At 74.5% G+C, this 16,689-nt stretch carries 15 protein-coding genes; 7 read left to right on the forward strand and 8 right to left on the reverse strand.

What is annotated here, in order from left to right:
* The coding region (locus tag ABZS58_RS44390) for an FtsX-like permease family protein (protein ID WP_354790183.1) at positions 1-2,584 on the reverse strand (2,584 nt) is incomplete at its 3' end.
* Between the two features lie 221 nt (positions 2,585-2,805).
* On the opposite strand from ABZS58_RS44390, the gene ABZS58_RS44395 reads away from it, so the two are divergent.
* Together ABZS58_RS44395 and ABZS58_RS44400 are read left to right on the forward strand one after the other, a co-directional pair.
* Positions 2,806-3,408, forward strand: a complete 603-nt coding sequence (locus ABZS58_RS44395) for an HD domain-containing protein (RefSeq protein ID WP_354790185.1) — start codon at positions 2,806-2,808, stop codon at positions 3,406-3,408.
* A 10-nt stretch (positions 3,409-3,418) separates the two neighbouring features.
* Positions 3,419-4,003, forward strand: coding sequence for a dihydrofolate reductase family protein (locus ABZS58_RS44400; protein WP_354790187.1), 585 nt, complete (start codon positions 3,419-3,421; stop codon positions 4,001-4,003).
* On the opposite strand, the gene ABZS58_RS44405 is transcribed toward ABZS58_RS44400, so the two are convergent.
* Both ABZS58_RS44405 and ABZS58_RS44410 read right to left on the reverse strand, forming a co-directional pair.
* Positions 3,958-4,695: a helix-turn-helix domain-containing protein gene (locus tag ABZS58_RS44405; RefSeq protein ID WP_354790188.1), complete on the reverse strand. Its 738-nt coding sequence runs from the start codon at positions 4,693-4,695 to the stop codon at positions 3,958-3,960. The genes ABZS58_RS44400 and ABZS58_RS44405 overlap by 46 nt on opposite strands.
* The gene (locus ABZS58_RS44410) at positions 4,664-5,590 is read right to left on the reverse strand and encodes an EamA family transporter (RefSeq protein WP_354790190.1); all 927 of its coding nucleotides are present in this window, start codon (positions 5,588-5,590) and stop codon (positions 4,664-4,666) included. Before ABZS58_RS44410 ends, ABZS58_RS44405 begins: the two co-directional genes overlap by 32 nt.
* A 47-nt stretch (positions 5,591-5,637) precedes the next feature.
* Between ABZS58_RS44410 and ABZS58_RS44415 the strand changes: the two genes are divergently transcribed.
* Positions 5,638-6,150, forward strand: a complete 513-nt coding sequence (locus ABZS58_RS44415; protein ID WP_354790191.1) for a MarR family transcriptional regulator — start codon at positions 5,638-5,640, stop codon at positions 6,148-6,150.
* Positions 6,151-6,172: 22 nt separating this feature from the next.
* Here the strand turns inward: ABZS58_RS44415 and ABZS58_RS44420 are convergent, their stop codons facing one another.
* The 3 genes from ABZS58_RS44420 to ABZS58_RS44430 all read right to left on the reverse strand — a co-directional run bounded on the left by ABZS58_RS44420 (position 6,173) and on the right by ABZS58_RS44430 (position 8,889).
* Positions 6,173-7,354 (reverse strand): serine hydrolase domain-containing protein, encoded by a 1,182-nt coding sequence (locus ABZS58_RS44420; RefSeq protein WP_354790192.1) that lies wholly within the window; start codon positions 7,352-7,354, stop codon positions 6,173-6,175.
* 130 nt (positions 7,355-7,484) lie between these two features.
* Entirely contained in the window at positions 7,485-7,709 is a 225-nt protein-coding gene (locus ABZS58_RS44425) for a hypothetical protein (RefSeq protein ID WP_354790194.1), read from the reverse strand.
* Positions 7,710-7,815: 106 nt separating this feature from the next.
* The gene (locus tag ABZS58_RS44430) at positions 7,816-8,889 is read right to left on the reverse strand and encodes an ROK family transcriptional regulator (RefSeq protein WP_354790196.1); all 1,074 of its coding nucleotides are present in this window, start codon (positions 8,887-8,889) and stop codon (positions 7,816-7,818) included.
* Between the two features lie 41 nt (positions 8,890-8,930).
* Here ABZS58_RS44430 and ABZS58_RS44435 point away from each other — a divergent pair, with 41 nt between their 5' ends.
* Positions 8,931-10,166, forward strand: a complete 1,236-nt coding sequence (locus ABZS58_RS44435) for an MFS transporter (RefSeq protein ID WP_354790197.1) — start codon at positions 8,931-8,933, stop codon at positions 10,164-10,166.
* A 255-nt stretch (positions 10,167-10,421) separates the two neighbouring features.
* On the opposite strand, the gene ABZS58_RS44440 is transcribed toward ABZS58_RS44435, so the two are convergent.
* Positions 10,422-12,662, reverse strand: coding sequence for a PAS domain S-box protein (locus ABZS58_RS44440; protein WP_354790199.1), 2,241 nt, complete (start codon positions 12,660-12,662; stop codon positions 10,422-10,424).
* Positions 12,663-12,860: 198 nt separating this feature from the next.
* Between ABZS58_RS44440 and ABZS58_RS44445 the strand changes: the two genes are divergently transcribed.
* The 3 genes from ABZS58_RS44445 to ABZS58_RS44455 all read left to right on the forward strand — a co-directional run bounded on the left by ABZS58_RS44445 (position 12,861) and on the right by ABZS58_RS44455 (position 14,891).
* On the forward strand, positions 12,861-13,643 hold the full coding sequence (locus ABZS58_RS44445) for an SAM-dependent methyltransferase (protein ID WP_354790200.1): 783 nt from the start codon (positions 12,861-12,863) through the stop codon (positions 13,641-13,643).
* Positions 13,640-14,560, forward strand: coding sequence for an RNA polymerase subunit sigma-70 (locus tag ABZS58_RS44450; RefSeq protein ID WP_354790202.1), 921 nt, complete (start codon positions 13,640-13,642; stop codon positions 14,558-14,560). The genes ABZS58_RS44445 and ABZS58_RS44450 overlap by 4 nt, the downstream gene beginning before the upstream one ends.
* Positions 14,561-14,651: 91 nt before the next feature.
* Entirely contained in the window at positions 14,652-14,891 is a 240-nt protein-coding gene (locus ABZS58_RS44455) for a hypothetical protein (protein ID WP_354790203.1), read from the forward strand.
* Between the two features lie 51 nt (positions 14,892-14,942).
* Here the strand turns inward: ABZS58_RS44455 and ABZS58_RS44460 are convergent, their stop codons facing one another.
* Positions 14,943-16,637 carry a trypsin-like peptidase domain-containing protein gene (locus ABZS58_RS44460; RefSeq protein WP_354790204.1) on the reverse strand — a complete coding sequence of 565 codons (1,695 nt, stop codon included), beginning with the start codon at positions 16,635-16,637 and terminating at the stop codon, positions 14,943-14,945.
* Between the last annotated feature and the right edge of the window lie 52 nt (positions 16,638-16,689).

The following is a 16,689-nucleotide window of genomic DNA, read 5'->3' on the forward strand; positions in this document are numbered from 1 at the left end:
GGGCGGCCGCGGCGGCGAGCACACCGAGCGCGGCGGTGACGAGCTGGAGCCGGGTGGCGACGGCGGGGCCCTGCCCGGCGAGCCGGGCGGCGCGGGCGGTCGCGGTGTCGTCGCCGAGGACGACGAGCCCGGCGGCGGCGAGCGCGGCGACGACGGACGCGGGAGCACCGTCGGCGAGCCACACCTCGGTGCGGCCGGCGGCGCCGCCGGTGCCGAGCCGCTCGGCGGCGTCGAGGTCGAGCAGGATGCCGGCGGTGCCGACGGCGGGGAGCACGCCGGTGGTGCCGGCGACGCGGACCGGGACGGCGCCGCTACCGAAGACATCGACGGCAGGGTCGCCGAGCCGCCATCCCTCGGGCACCTCGCCGGCGACGACGACGGGCAGCGGCAGGCCGGTGGCGATCGGGTAGGCGACGCTGTCGCCGCGATACACCGCCGGTGCCTGTGCGAGCGTGAGCGTGCCCTGCCGGGCGACGACCGACACGGCGAGGCCCTTCGCCGGGGCCCGCCACAGCCTGGGGTCCCCGAGGGTGGCGCTGTCGAACACGGCCCGGTCCCCCTGCCGCAGCGCCTCGACGGTGAGCGCGTCGCCGGCGCCGGCCTTGACGAGGTCGAGCCGCGTGACGCGGCAGCCCGCGGCGCAGCCCTCGACGCCGGCGGTGACCTCGTGCGCCCCGGCGGGGACGGGCCCGAGCGTGACCGTGCTCAGCGACCCGTCGGCGGTGTCCTGCAGGTGCACCGCCAGCGTCACCCCACCCTCCCCGGCGCCGCGGGCGCGCAGGACGAGCGGCCCGGCGCCGACGGTCGCGGGTGCTCTGTCCCCCACGGCCGGCGCCGCGAGCGACGGCAGCGGCCCGTATTCGGTCCGCCAGCGGGCGACGGCGGCGAGCCGGCTCGCGTCGACGGCGAGGACCCGGGGCCGGGTGGTGTCGTCGACGACGACGGCCATCGCATACCGCCCGCCGGGGTCGGCCTCCCGGACCGCCCGCAGCAGCGTCGTCGGGTTGGCGACCCTCACGGTGAGGACGCGGGCGGCGCCGAGCTCCTGGCCGCTGCGGTCCGCCCGGGCGGTGTCGCCGGTGACCTGGGCGGCGGTGGCGGCGGTGAGCCCGGCGACGGCGACGGCGACGAGCGCGAACACCCGGTCGGCGCCGGGCCGCCGCGACACCTGCACCGCGGTGAGCCCGAGCCGCAGCCGCCCGCGGCGCAGCGCACCCGCCCCGGCCCGGTCGGCGGCGGCGCCCAGCAGCCGGGCGAGGGGGACGGCGAGCACGACCGCCACGAGCACGGGGACGGCGGCGGCGAAGCCGTTGCGGCCGAGCTGGAACGCGCCGACGGCCGCGAGGATCACCAGGACCGCGTCGAGCGCGCCGCGGCGCCAGCCGCGCCGCCGGCCGGGGACCTCGCGCAGCAGGACGGCGACCGGCGCCCGCAGCACCGGCACCTCGGCGCTGAGCACCGCAACCGCCGCGCCGAGCAGGGCCGCACCGGCGGCGGCAAGGCTGGTCTGGAGCACCCCACCGCGGTCCGCGGCCGGTGGCGCCCCCGCCAGCCCATACGCCAGCAGCCACCCCAGCCCGAAGCCGGCCGGTGCGGCGGCGAGCAGCGGCACGAGGTGCTGACCGGCGGCGAGCCGCAGCATCCTGCGCCGGGTGCTGCCGCGCAGCTTCAGCAGGGCCACGTCGCCGCGGCGGTCGCCGGAGGTGTGCCTGCCCGCGAGGCCGAGCGCGAACCAGCACAGGACGACCGCCTGCAGCGCGCCGGCGAGGACGCCGCGGCGGATCGCGGCCCGGTCGGCGGCGATGCGGTCGAGCAGGTCCTGGGTCGGCGCGATCAGGTAATAGCCGGCGCCGCGCAGCGTGTATTCGGCGCGGCGCAGCTGCTCGGCGAGCCCGGCCCCGGCGAGCGCCCGCTCGGGCACCGCCGTCGTGTAGTCGAAGGTGGGGTCGACGAACCGGCTGCTGGCGAACGCGTCCACGGCGAGGAAGAACGGGTCGATGTTGCCCGCCGCGTCGCGGCGGAACAGCGGGTTCGCCCAGTAGAGGCCGGCCGGGTCGACGAGCTCATAGCGCCCGACGACGCGGACCTGCTCCTGCGGGGCGCCCGGCTGCGAGCTGAGCACCACGGTGTCACCGATGTGCAGGCCGAAGGCGTCGGCGGTGTCGCCGCTGACGACCGTCTCGCCGGCCGCGCGCGGGCAGGCGCCCTCGATGCGCATGTGGTCGCAGGCACCGTCGCGATAGGCGGCGACGACGCTCGACGTGCCGCCCTTGCCGAACGTCATGGACACGGACATGCCGAGGACCGGCGCTTCGTCGCGGACGGTGAGGAGCCGCTCGACGCCGGCCCGGAAGGTGGCGAGCGCGACCGCCGCATCGCCGTCGGTGTCGGTCTGCCGCCGCACGGACAGCATGCGCTGCGCGGCGGGCGCGACGGCGACGTCGGCGGCGGTGGCCCGGCGCTCGGCGGCGGCCGCATACCAGGGGCCGGCGGTCGCGGCCGTGACGAGCAGGACCGCGAGCGTGAACACCGTCCACGCCTGCGCGGTGCGCGCCCGCAACGCGCCCAGCACCAACCGGAGCACCGTGACCTCCTCGACCAGGTGCTAGGCAATCTACGTTCCAGGTACGACAAAAACGACGGCAGGCCCCGGCTTCGTGTGCCGGGACCCGCCGTCTGTCGCGCCGCTCGCATCCGCAGTCGATAGGGCAGTACGGATGCTGAGGGCTTCCCTCATGTCGTTGCCGTGCGGATCGACATCCAAACATCACCTGAAGGTCAATCACGGGTCGTACCGTCGCGAGGATGAGGCCGAGGTCGCTGATGGACCCGATTCTGGGGATCGCCGCACTGTTCGAGGGCGACGGTGCGCGCGAGTATCTCGGCGAGCCGGTGACGCAGGCGCAGCACATGCTGCAGACCGCCGCGCTCGCCTCGGTCGCGGGCGCGCCGCCGCCGCTCGTGGCCGCCGCGCTGCTGCACGACGTCGGGCACTTCCACGGCGTCGTCACGGGCGCGCAGCTGATGGAGGGCACCGACAACCGGCACAGCGACACGGGCGCGGACTGGCTGGCCCGCTGGTTCGGCCCTGCGGTGACGGAGCCGGTGCACCTGCACGTGGCGGCGAAGCGCTACCTGTGCACGGTCGAGCCCGGCTACCACGCGCGGCTGTCCGACGCCTCCCGGTTCACGCTGTCCGTCCAGGGCGGCCCGTTCACCGCGGAGCAGGCGGCGTCGTTCCAGGAGCTGCCGTACGCCAGCGACGCGGTGGCCCTGCGCCGCTGGGACGAGCAGTCGAAGGACCCGAAGGCCCGGGTGCCGGGCTTCGACTCCTACCGCGGCATGCTGCGACTGCTGCTGCGCCCCGCTGTCGTTTCCGTACAAGACCGGCGCGGCGGCGGTTCCTAGCATCGAGGGCATGCGCGAACTGGTCTACACAGGATTCATGTCACTCGACGGCGTGCTGGACTCGCCCGGCGGACCCGGCGAAGGGCATCGCAGCGGCGGCTGGGTCGCAGGCGTCGAGTTCCTGCCCGAGGCGTTCGCCCTCAAGGGCGAGGAGCTCGCGGAGACGACCGCGCTGATGTTCGGCCGCCGCAGCTACGAGGCGTTCGCGCCGTACTGGCGCGAGTCGGACGATCACGCCGCGTACAAGGAGCTGCCCAAGTACGTGGTCTCCTCCACGCTGAGCGAGGACGCGCTCGTCGACGGCTGGGGTCCGACGACGATCCTGCGCTCGGAGAAGGAGGTCGCCGCCCTCAAGCACGAGGCCCAGCGGGGCGACGGCGGCGCGATCTTCGTCCACGGCAGCGCTGAGCTCGCCCGGCGGCTGGCCGATGCGGACCTGATCGACCGCTACCACCTGCTCGTCTTCCCGGTGCTGCTCGGTGCGGGCAAGAGCCTGTTCAGCCGGGCGGACCGGGACAAGCAGGTGCTGCGCCTGCGTGCGTCCGGGGCCTATCCCAACGGCGTCGTCAAGGTGGTGTACGACGTGGCCCGCTGAGCCAGGTCGATGGCGATCGCGCCGCCGGAGCCCTCACGCACCTGGCGGGCCGTGCGACCCACGTACCGTCGCAGCGAGCGGGCAAGGTGCGGCTCGTCGAAGTAGTCGAGCCCGGTGACGACGTCCGCGACCGGGGTGCCGGTGGCGAGGAGGGCCGCGGCGGTGCGGGCGCGTTCGATCTGGCGGACCACGCCCTGGGTGAGTCCGGTCGCGGCGCGGAAGCGGCGTTCGACGGTGCGCCCGGTGACCTCCGGGTCCTCGCCGCGGCGCACCGCGACGACGAGGGGGTCGCGGACCACGGCTCCCGCGCGGACGAGCCGGTCGACCAGGGCCTCGGCGTCGTCGGCGCCGGGCGTCCCCCACCGCGCCCCGTCGAGGCGGAACGTCCTGCGGGTCGCGTCCGGCAGCTCGATGCCGGCGTCGACGAGCGCGGGCGTCGGCACGGTCCGTAGCGACGTGCCCACCGCGAACTCGATGCCGACGAACGTCGCGCCCTCCGGCACGGGCGCGGTGCCGGTCCTGGTCTCGGGTCCGGTGACGCCCGCATACCCGTGACCGTCCCGCTCCCAGAAGACGAGGCCCCAGTTGACCGCCGCGACCGAGGTCATCGTCGTGACGTGGTCGCTGGTACAGGTCCACACGGCGTCGACCCAGGAGGAGTCAGACGCGCGCGTCTCGAACCGCAGCTGCACGGGTGAAGGATAGGCGCAGCGGCGCGGCGCCGGCGCCGGCCACGACCGCGGCGAGCACGGCGGCGGCGCCGAGCAGCTGCCCCGGCGACAGCGACTGACCCAGGACGAGCCAGCCGAGGACGGCGGCGACGACCGGGCTGAGCAGGCCGAGCAGCGTGACCCTGGCGGGCGCGAGGGCGGTGACGCCGCGGAACCACAGGAAGTAGGCGCCGGCGGTGCCGACCAGCGACAGGTAGCCGAACCCGGCGGCGTTCGTCCAGGTCAGCGCGGGCGGCAGCCCTTCGACGACCAGCGTCACCGGGGCGAGCAGCAGCCCGCCGACGCTCAGCTGCCAGCCGGTCAGCGCCAGCAGGGCGGTGCGCCGGTCGGGCAGGCCTTCAGGCGCACCCCAGCGGCGGCCGAGCACGGTGCCCAGGGACATCGACACCATGCCCGCGGCCGCGGCGGCGAGCCCGATGGGGTCGAGGGCGGCGTCGGAGCGCAGCACCAGCAGCGCCACCCCGGCCAGCCCGGCGCCGCCGGCGAGCAGCACGCGACGCCCCGGACGCTGGCTGAGCAGCGCGAACGCTAGGGCCGCCACCACGAACGGGCCGAGCGCGCCGAGGACCGCCGCGATCCCGCCGGGCAGCCGGTACGCCGCGACGAACAGCAACGCGAAGAACAGCCCGATATTCAGGAAGCCGAGCACCGCCGCACGCCACCACCAGGCCCCTTGCGGCAGCGCCCGGCGCCCGGCGAGGGCCGCGACGACGCCGACCAGCAGCAACCCGGCCGGCAGGGCACGCAGCGTCCCGGCGAGCAGCGGCCGCCCGTCGGGCAGGAGCTCGGTGGTGACGAGGTAGGTGGTGCCCCACAGCGCGGGCGCTGCGGCGGTGGCCACGGCAAGGTTCCTCATGACTAAGTAGCTTAGCACTAAGCTACTTGGTTACAAGATATGAGAGGATGGCCGACGTGGCAGACGACGTCGACCGGATCGTCGAGCAGTGGGCCCGCGAGCGCCCCGACCTCGAGACCGCCGCGATGGCCGCGTTCGGCCGCGTGTACCGGCTGGCCCGCATCGTCGGCGAGCGGCAGGAGCGGGTGTACGGGGCGCTCGGCATCAACCGCGGCGAGTTCGACGTGCTCGCGACCCTGCGCCGCGCGGGCGCACCGTTCCAGCTGTCGCCGAAGTCGCTGACCGCGTCGCTGATGCTCACCTCGGGCGGCATGACCGGGCGCCTGGACCGCCTGGAGCGGGCCGGGCTGGTCGCCCGGTCCCCCGATCCCGCCGACCGCCGCGGCCTGGTCATCACCCTCACCGACGCCGGGCGCACCCTCATCGACGAGGCCGTCACGATCGGCCTGGCCGCGCAGCGCGAGATCTTCGAGCGCCTGCCCGAGCCGGACCGCGGGCGGCTCGCCGCCCTCCTGCGTGACCTCCTCGCCGCCGCCGAGCAGCCCACCGCGGACGGCTGACCACCCGGCCGCCGCGCGTCGCTCAGTTGTCGATGGCCTGGTAGACAGACGTCCAGAGGTCGGTCCACATCGGCAGGAGCTGGTCGCCCGCGTGGGCGCGCTGCAACAGGAAGATGGCCGTCAGGTCCTCGGCGGGGTCGTTGTACCAGACGGCGCCGTAGTAGCCGGGCCAGCCGTAGCTGCCGACGGACGGGCCGAGCTGGGTGCGGCGGGTGCGGACGGACATGCCGAAGCCCCAGCCGATGTCGTCGAAGTAGTCCGGCCGGAAGCCGGACACCGCCTTCTGCGCGGGGGTCAGGTGGTCGCTCGTCATCAGCGTCACCGACGGCCGGGACAGCACCCGCTCCCCACGGTGGACGCCGCCGGCCAGCATCGCCGAGGCGAAGGCGAGGTAGTCCTCAGCGGTCGACACGAGGCCGCCGCCGCCGCTCTCGAAGGTCGGCGGGCGGCTGTACCTGCCGTCGGGGCCGTCCTCGACGACCGGCACGCCGGTGGCGTCGTTGTCCCGTTCGTATGCCGTGGCCAGCCGCTCCAGGTCTGCCGCGGCCACGCTGAAGCCGGTGTCCCGCATCCCAAGCGGCGCACAGACGCGCTCGCGCAGGGCGGCGCCGAAGGACATGCCCGTCGCTCTGGCGATGAGGACGCCCAGGATGTTGGAGCCGGTGTCATACATCCAGCGCTCGCCCGGCTGGTGCAGCAGCGGCAGCGCGCCGAGCCGGCGCAGCCACTCGTCGGGCGGCTGCTCGCCGGTCCCCGGGAGGGCGTCGGCGATCGGGACCGTGCCCGGCTCGGCGGGGACCATGCCGGTGCCCAGCGTGTACGTGAGCAGCATCCGCAACGTGATCGGCCGCTCCGCCGGGACGATGTCGTCCAGGGGTCCGCCGGGGTCGGTGAGCACGGTCATGTCCGCCAGCTCCGGCAGCAGCGCGTCGACCGGGTCGTCGAGGCGCAGCGTGCAGTCCTCGACGAGCGTCATCGCGCACGCGGCGACGATCGGCTTCGACGCCGAGCCGAGGCGGAAGATCGTGTCGCTCGCGATCGGTGCCGCCGACCCGGGACCCTCGAACGCGAGGTTGCCCGCCGCCTCGAGGCGCACCTCGCCGTGCCGGGCGAGCAGTGCCAGCGCACCGGGGACGAAGCCTGTGTCGACGTGGCGGTCGAGCTGCGCCCGGACCCGGGCCAGCCGTCTGGAGGAGAAGCCCACCTGCGCACGGTACAGCGTGCGCCGACGCTACGTGTCGCCCATCCTGTGCCGGCGCACCGTGTGCGTCCGGCGGAACTCGTCGACCGCCGCCTGCCGTCTTGGCACCCATGAAGCCTCCGCGGTGCACCGGTCACGCCGGACGCAGCGTATCCGGCCCCGCGAGGGCGGCGCGGAGGATGTGTTCGGCGGTGGCGGCGAGGCGGTCGTGGTCGAGGGTGTCGTCGAGGACGGTCTGCAGGAGCAGGCCCTGGTAGACGGCGATGAAGATCCTGACGACCGAGTCCCGAGGCCGGGTCGAAGCCGAACGTCCACGGCTCGCCCTCCCGGCGCACCGCGGCGTGCCACTCGGCCGCACCGGGGAACGTGGCGGTGCCGTCCAGGGCCGTCTCGAGGGCGCGGAACATGGCGACGTGCTCGGCGGTGCGGCTGCTCCGGTCGATCACGCCCTCAAAATCACGCCCTCAAAATAATGAACGAACACCCATTTTTGAAGGGATGCCGTACGCGGCGTCGAGCACCTGCATCGCCGCCCCCGCCGCGATGACGTCGGCACGGAGGTCGGCGAGGGTCACCGACACCGACTGCCAGTGGGAGCGGGGTATGGCTGAGCGCGTCGCGGCCTCGTACACCTCGGGGAAACGCAGAAGGTCGGCGCCGGCGAGCACGATGTGGTTGACGTCAGTGGTCTGCAGCAGGTTGACGATGCCCACCGCGAGCACCCGCGCCGCGTCCGCGACCCGGCCGTCGGCGACCGCCGTGTCGTGCAGTATCTCCAGGCACCCGTCGCGGCCGCAGACGCAGCGCGGCCCGTCGAGCTGCATGACGGTGTGCCCGAACTCGCCGGCGTTGGTGTGCGCGCCCCGGTAGGCGCCGCCGCCGAGCCACAGCCCCGCGCCGATGCCCGACTCGACCATGATGAGCGCCCCGTCGCGGAAGGCGGGCCCGCGGCGCCAGGCTTCGGCGGTGACTCCGGCGGTCACGTCCTTGTCCAGGTGTACGGGCAGCGCCAGGGCCTCCTGTGCCAGGTCCCGCAGTGGCACGTCGTGCCAGTGCCGCAACCGATGGGCGCCCCGGACGATGCCGGCCGCGTGGTCGAGCGGGCCGACCATCCCGATCCCCACCCCGACCAGGTCGGTGTCGAACGCGACGCTCCCGCGGACGGCGTCCAGCAGCTGCCCGGGCGTGAAGTCCGGCGGCAGCGGCGTGACCCGCGAGGCGAGGACCGTGCCGGCGAGGTCGGTCAGCACGGTGCGCAGCGTGGTGCGGGTGACGTGCACCCCGGCGGCGTGGCGGCTGCCCGGCACGAGCCGGTAGATGCTGGCCGGCTTGCCGACGCCCCGCCGGCGCACCCCGCAGATCTCGACCAGGCCGTGCTCGGCAAGCCGGCCGAGGACCTTCGACACCGCCTGCGGGGTCAGCCCGGTCGCCTCGGCGACGCCCGCACGGTCGAACTCGGCCCTCGTCCGGGCGAGCGCGACGACGAGCGACTCGTTGTAGTCCCGCAGGTGCTCCAGGTGGGCTCCGGGCGTGTCCATCGCCACAGTCTATTACGCAACAGCGTTGCTAAACTGCCCGCATGGACCACCTCACCGCGTCCCGGCGCTGGACGGCGCTGCTCGCCCTCGCGCTCGGCGGCTTCGCCATCGGGCTCACCGAGTTCGTCGCGATGGGGCTGCTCCCCGACATCGCCCGCAACCTCCTGCCGTCGCTCTACGAGCAGTCCAGCGCGAAGGCCGTGGCCCACGGCGGCTGGATGATCACCGTGTACGCGCTCGGCGTCGTCGTCGGCGCGCCCACGATCGCGGCGCTGACCGCCCGGCTGCCCCGCAAGCACCTCGTCGTCGGGCTCCTCGCGCTGTTCGCGGCCGGCACGGTCGCGTCCGCCCTGGCCCCGACGTTCGAGCTGGTCCTCGTCGCCCGCTTCGTGGCCGCGCTGCCGCACGGCGCCTACTTCGGCGCGGCCGGCCTGCTCGCCGCCGCCATCATGGGCCCGGGCAACCACGCGAAGGGCTTCGCGGTGGTTCTCGGCGGCCTCACCGCGGCCAACCTGGTCGGCGTGCCCGCCATCACCCGGCTCGGCCAGACGGCGAGCTGGCGCACGGCGTACATGGTGATCGCCCTCATGTTCGTGCTGACCCTCCTGGCCGTCCTCGCCACCGTCCCGGCCGTCGCCGCCGCGGTCGACGGCTCCCCGCGCGCCGAGCTCGCCGCCTTCCGCGCGCCGCAGGTGTGGCTCGTCGCGGCGGTCGCGGCCCTCGGCTTCGCCGGCTTCTTCGCCATCGACAGCTACATCGCCCCCGTCACCACCCACGTCGCGGGCCTGTCCACCGGCACCGTCCCGTGGGTCCTCGTCGCCGTCGGCCTCGGCATGACCGTCGGCAACGCCGCCGGCGGCTACTTCTCCGACCGCGACCTGCGCCGCAGCATCCTCGGCGGCTTCACCGTGTTCATCGCCGCGATGGTGGTCTTCGCGCTCGTCGCCGACTCCCCGGCCGGCCTGTTCGCCGGCGCATTCCTGATCGGCGCCGCCGGCCTCTTCCTCGGCCCGGCCATGCAGTCCCGCCTGATCAGCGTCGCCCCGACCGCCCAGCTCATGGGCGCCGCGGTCAACCAGTCCGCGATGAACGTCGCCAACAGCCTCGGCGCCGCCCTCGGCGGCCTGGTCATCGCCCGCGGCTGGGGCTACCTCGCCCCCGCCTGGGTCGGCGTGGCGCTCGGCGTGGTCGGCCTGGCCCTGGCGGCGGTCAGCTTCCTCGTCGAGGACCGCACGCGCGCCGCTCGCACCCGGGAGCCCGCGCTCACGGCACGGTGACCGCCCGGCCTTCCTGCCGAGGCGGACACACCGTCGGTCACGACCGCCATCGCATCGACGACGGCGGTCGTTGGACATGGCGCTGTCGCTGACTGCAAGGCGGGCGCTCGCCTGGATCGCCGGCGCCCACCCCACGACGGCTGCCGTCCGGGGCGGAGCGGCGGTCTCCTGCTGGAGCCGGCGGTGCTCACCCTGCTGTGGACGGCGCTGAGCTGACATGGCGACGTGCGGCGGCCGCAGGGACCAGGGAGCGCGCTAGGGCGTGAGCTGGTCGGCGACGGCGGCGAGGAGGTCGGCGCCGGTGAAGGGCTTCTCGACGAGGTGGACGCCCGGGTCGAGGATGCCGTTGCTGGTGAGGACGGGCTGGGCGTAGCCGGACATGAAGAGGACGCGGGTGTCGGGGCGGGCCTGCTGGAGGCGTTCGGCGAGGACACGGCCCAGCATGCCGGGCATGACCACGTCGCTGAGCAGCAGGTCGATCGGGCCGTCGTGGGCCGCCGCGACCTCCAGCGCGTCGGCGCCGTCCGATGCGGCGAGGACCGTGTACCCGCCGCGGCCCAGGATGCGGGTCGTCACCTCGCGCAGCGCCTCCTCGTCCTCCGCGACGAGGACGGTCTGGCCCTGGCCGGCGGGGCGGTCCGAGCAGGGGGCGTCGCCGGCGGTCAGGGGCTGGGCGTCGCTGGCCGGGAGCAGGACGGTGATCGTGGTGCCGAGGCCCGGCTCGGAGTACAGGCGGACGGTGCCGCCGGCCTGCACGACGATGCCGTAGACGGTGGCCAGGCCGAGGCCGGTGCCGGCGCCGCTGGGCTTGGTGGTGAAGAACGGCTCGAAGGCCTTGTCCTGCACGTCGCGGGGCATGCCGGTGCCGGTGTCGGACACGCGCAGCCGCACGTACGTGCCGGGCTTGAGGCCGTCGCGGGTCATGGAGTGCTCGTCGTCGACGATGACGGTGCCGGTGTCGATGGTGAGCCGGCCGCCCTCGGGCATCGCGTCGCGGGCGTTGACGGCGAGGTTGACCAGGACCTGTTCGAGCTGGCCGGGGTCGGCGACGACGGAGGGCAGCGGATCGGACAGTGCGGTGCTGAGCTCGATGTGCTCGCCGATGGAGCGGGTCAGCATCGGCTCGACCCCGGCGACGACGTGGTTGACGTCCAGCGGCACCGGGCGGACCACCTCACGGCGGGCGAAGGCGAGCAGCTGGTGGGTGAGCTCGCTGCCGCGCTGCCCGGCCCGCAGGATCTGGCGGGCGTCCTCCTCGAACGGGGTGCCGGTGCCGTCCTCGACGATGAACTCGGCGTAGTTGAGGATGACCGCCAGGAGGTTGTTGAAGTCGTGCGCGACGCCGCCGGCGAGCTGGCCGAGACTTTCGAGGCGCTGGGTGCGCTGCAGCCGGACCTCGTCCATCTGCCGGTCGGCCTCGGCGCGCAGCCGCTCCTGCTCGGCGCGGGCGAGGATCTGCTCGGTGACGTCGCGGATGCCGGCGATCGTGATGACGCCCTCGTCGGTGCGCAGGACGCTGCGGGTGATGTCGACCGGGACGAGGGTGCCGTCGCGGCGGCGGGCGGCCGGCCCGGTCCAGCCCTCGGCCTGCGCGCCATCGGGCAGCAGCCGCGCGACGGGCATGTCGAGCAGGTCGTAGCGGGGGTAGCCGAACAGCCGCTCCGCCTGCGTGTTGACCAGCGCGACCCGGGCCGACTCGTCGGCGCCGATGAGCGCGTCGGGCGCGGCGTCCAGGACAGCCTGCATCTGCGCCTCGGCCCGCTCCCGCTCGCTGATGTCGCGGGTGGTGGTGGTGACGCCGATGGTCCGGCCGTCGGCCGCGGTCAGCGGCGACACCAGCATCGACACGGTGAAGACGGTGCCGTCGGCGCGTTGGCGCAGCGTCCGGTACGGGTCGACGCGCCCCCCGGCGGCGACGATCGAGCGGATCTCGGTCTCGTCGTCGCGGCGGGACGGCGGGATGATGACGTCCTTCGACCGGCCCAGCATCTCCCCGGCGGTGTGTCCGTAGAGCCGCTCGGCGCCCGGGTTCCACGACAGGACGATCCCCTCCAGGTCGGTGGAGACGATCGCGTCGTGGGACGACTGCACGATCGAGGCGAGCAGCGACCGGGCCCGGTCCACGCCCGTCGCCCCGGAGAGGTCGTGCAGGACGGCGAAGATGTGCCCCTCGACGACCGACAGCGTGACCTCCGCGGAGAAGAGGGTGCCGTCGTGCCGGACCGCCCGCAGCGGCTGGCCCTGCCGCCGGTCGGGGTGCGTGGCGCCCAGGTACGCGCGGACCCGATCGATCATCGGCGGGTTCGCCGGCGGCACCAGCACGTTGACCGACTCGCCGACGAGGTGCTGGGTGCCGAACATAGCCCGCGCGGCCGCGTTGGCGAACGCGATCACACCGTCGCCGTCGCTCACCACGATCGCGTCCGGCGCCACCTCGAGCAGGCCGCCCGCGAGCGCCTCCGTCCACCGCACCTGACCGCCCCCGCACGTCCGCATCTACACCCAGAGTAAAGTCACATAAACGGACAGTAGTGAAGTTCCGGAAAGCGGTGTCATGAGCGAGCCCGCGAGCGAATCATGTCGCAGGTTCAGCTCAGGCTGACGCCTGGAGCGCAGCCGAAGGTGGCAGCATGAGCGAGCCATGTCGCAGCTCCGGCTCACGCTGACGCCTGGAGCGCAGCGGAAGGCGGCAGCATGAGCGTTGACCCGAACCGGCCGAGCGCCGCCCGCATCTACGACTGCCTCCTCGGCGGCACGCACAACTTCGCCGTCGACCGGGAGGTCGCCGAGCGGGCGGTCGCCCTGGTCCCGGACCTGCCGCGGGTGGCGGGCGACAACCGGGCCTTCCTGCGCCGGGCGGTGCGGCTCGCCGCCGCCCGGGGCGTGCACCAGTTCGTCGACGTCGGCTCCGGCATCCCGACCGAGGGCAACGTCCACGAGGCCGCCCGCGCCGCCGACCCCGGGGCCAGGGTCGTCTACGTCGACATCGACCCGACCGCGGTGATCCACTCGCGGCAGATCCTCGGCGCCGACCCGCTGACCGTGGTCCTGCAGGCCGACCTGCACCAGGCGGACCGCATCCTCGACGACCCGGCGGTGCGCGCGCTGGTCGACTTCGACCGGCCGGTCTGCCTATTGTTGGTCGCGATGCTGCACTTCATCCCGGACTCCGCGGACCTGCACGCGGCGCTGCGCCGCTATCGGGACGCCGCCGCGCCGGGCAGCCTCCTCGCGATCACGCACGGCACCGCCGGCTCGCGCACCGAGCAGCTCGAGGCCCTCGCCGACCTGTACGTGCGGACCGGCACGCCGCTCGTCCTGCGCGACCACGACGCGATCCTCGACCTGTTCGACGGCTGGGACCTGCTCGATCCCGGGCTCGTCCACCTGCCGCGGTGGCGCCCCGACCCGGGCGACCCGCCGGTCGGCGACCCGGCCGCCTACGCGGGCCTCGGCGCGGTCGGTGTCCGCGCGTGATCTCCGGACCCGACCTCGACGCGCACCGCACGGAGCTCACCGGGTACTGCTACCGAATGCTCGGCTCCGCGTTCGACGCCGAGGACGCCGTCCAGGAGACGATGCTGCGGGCGTGGCGGGCCGCGGACCGCTTCGACGAGCGCCGCGCGACCCTGCGGACCTGGCTCTACTCGATCGCCACCAACGTGTGCCTTGACGCGCTGCGCGCCGCAGGCCGCCGGGCCCTCGCCGTCGACCTGGCGCCCGCGGGCACGCCCGGCGGCGGCTTCGGGGCGCCGCTGCCGGAGACCGCGTTCGTCTCCCCCGTCCCCGACGCCCGTGTCCTGCCCGCCGACCCGGCCGACCTCGCCGTGCGGCGCGAGACGATCCGGCTCGCGTTCGTGGCGGCGCTGCAGGTGCTCCCGCCGAAACAGCGGGCCGTGCTGATCCTCCGCGACGTCCTCGCCTGGTCGGCGGCAGAGGTCGCGGCGTTGCTGGACGCGTCGGTGCCGTCGGTGAACAGCGCCCTGCAACGCGCCCGCGCCGCACTGCCCTCCGTGCCGGCGCAACGGCAGCCGGACCTCGACCAGGATCTCCTGGACCGCTACGTGCACGCGTTCACCAACCACGACGTCGACACGCTCGTCTCGCTGCTGCACCGGGACGCGACGATGTCGATGCCGCCGTTCTCGTGGTGGCTGTCCGGCCGCGACGCGATCGAGGCCACGCTGCGGGCCTCGGACGCGTGCCGCGGCGACGTGCTGATCCAGGTGCGGGCCAACGGCGGCCCCGCGTTCGGCCAGTACCGCGACGGCAGCCCCTTCGCGCTGCTGCTGCTCACCGGCGGCCCGCTGATCACGTCGTCGGTCGCCCACCTCGGCCGCGCCGACCTGTTCCCGCTGTTCGACCTGCCGCTGAGCCTCGTCCACGCCGGCTGAGCCGCACCCGCGGACACCGCCGCGCCGACGACCACGCGAGCTGCCACTGAGCCGCGCCCGCGGACACGCCCGCGGCGGGTTTCCGCAGGTCATGCGGGCGATCGTGGAAGGCGTCCTGGCTGCCCGCGACGAGGTGGACCGGCTCGGCCTGGACGTGCTGGTCGGCTGCAACTCCACCCCGGTCTTCGACCCCGCGCAGGACTTCTGGACCGGCCTGGGCCGGCTCGGCGGCGGGGAGTTCCGCGCCGCGCTCGGCTATGCCGGCCTGGACTTCGACTACACGCCGAAGCCGGCGTTCGAACGGTTCCGTGCGCTGATCGCCTCGCGGTGAACAGCACAACGGCCCGCGCTGTGGCGAGCGCGGGCCGTTGGCAGCGGAAGGTCAGGGGGACTCGCCGAGCGTGACGGTGAGCTGCTGCTCGGCACCGTCGCGCTTGATGGTCATCTTGAGCTGCTCGCCGGCCTTCCCCGCCTGGACGGCGTTGATCAGGTCGGTCGCGTCGTTGATCTGGGTGGTGCCGATCTTCGTCACCACGTCGCCGGTCTTCATGCCCGCCTTGTCCGCCGGGCCCGCCGCCACGACCCCGCCGATCAGAGCGCCGCCGTCGCCGTCGCCGAGCTGCACGCCGAGGTACGGGTGGCTGACCTTCCCGCCCTTCGCCAACTGGTCGGCGGCGGAGCGGGCCCGGTTCACGGAGATCGCGAAGCCGACGCCGATGTTGCCGTTGCTGTTCTCCCCCGCGGTCAGGATCGCGGTGTTGATGCCGACGACCTCACCGGCGAGGTTGACCAGCGCGCCGCCGGAGTTGCCGGGGTTGATCGCGGCGTCGGTCTGGATCGCGTCGGCGATCGACTTCGCGCCCTGCTCGCCCGAGCTGATCGTGCGGTGCAGCGCGCTGACGATGCCGGCGGTCACCGACCCCTGCAGGCCGAGCGGGCTGCCGACGGCCAGGACCGTGTCGCCGACGCGGAGGGCGTCGCTGTCGCCGAACTTCGCCGCCGTCAGGTTCGACACGTTCTGCGCCTTGATGACCGCGATGTCGCCGGCGGGGTCGGTGCCGACGACGGTGGCGCTCGCCGTCTTGCCCGTGCTGAACGTGACGGTCAGCTTCGTCGCCCCGGCGACCACGTGGTTGTTGGTGATGATGGTGCCGTCGGTGCTCATGATGACGCCGGAGCCCTCGCCCTCGCCCGTCGTGATGTCCACGACGCTGGGCAGGACCGCCTCGGCGACCGCCCCGACCGAGCCGCGTTCCAGGTTGGGCGCGGCGTTGCGGGTGATGACGGTCGTCGGCCCGCCCCCGTCCGCCGCGAAGTTCGTGGCGACGAGCCCGCCGCCGAACGCGGACACGACGGCGATGACGAGGCCCGCGATGACGAGCCCGGCGACCCTGCCGCCGCGGACCGGCTGCGCCTGCCCGTAACCCGGCTGCCCGCTCACCGGCTGGCCATATGGGGCATACCCGGGGTGACCATATGCGGTGTAGCCGTTGGCCCGCTGGCCGCTACCCGGCTGGCCCGAGATCGGGTAGCCCGAGACGGGATAGCCGGAGACCGGCTGACTGCTGTATCCGGGGTGCGTGCCGTGGCCGGGCCGGCCGCCGTACGGCTGCTGGCCGGCGCCGCCGACGGCGGGGAACGCCCCCGTGGCCGAGGCGGTCCCCGCCGCGCCGGTGGCCGGGAACGCGCCGGTGCGCGTCGCCTGCCACGTCTGTGCTGCGGGCAGCGGTGCGGTGGTGTGCTGCGGGTGCCCGGGCAGCTGCGCGGTCGACCCCCCACTCACCGGGCCCGCGCTCCCCTGAGCCCCGACCACAGGGGCGCCGGTCACCGGGGCGCCGGTCACCGAGGGCGGGAACGGGCCTGCCGGGATCTGTGCGGTCGACGCCGTGGGCTGCTCACCGCCGGCCGGCCGGGCCCAGACCGGCGCCGGACCGGCGGCGGGCGCAGCATCGGCGGCCGCGGTGGAGGCCGGGAGGTCGGAGGTGCCGGGGGAGCTGTCCGCGCCCGGCGGCTGGCCGGGGGTCGCGGGGCGTGCGGCGGTGGGCGGTGCGCTCCACTGGCGGTCCTCGTCACTCATGATGTCCACATTGCACAGCGCACCTCCGCCCAAACTGGACTTCGGCTGGGAA

Source organism: Dactylosporangium sp. NPDC005555 (genome assembly GCF_040605635.1).
GTDB lineage: Bacteria > Actinomycetota > Actinomycetes > Mycobacteriales > Micromonosporaceae > Dactylosporangium.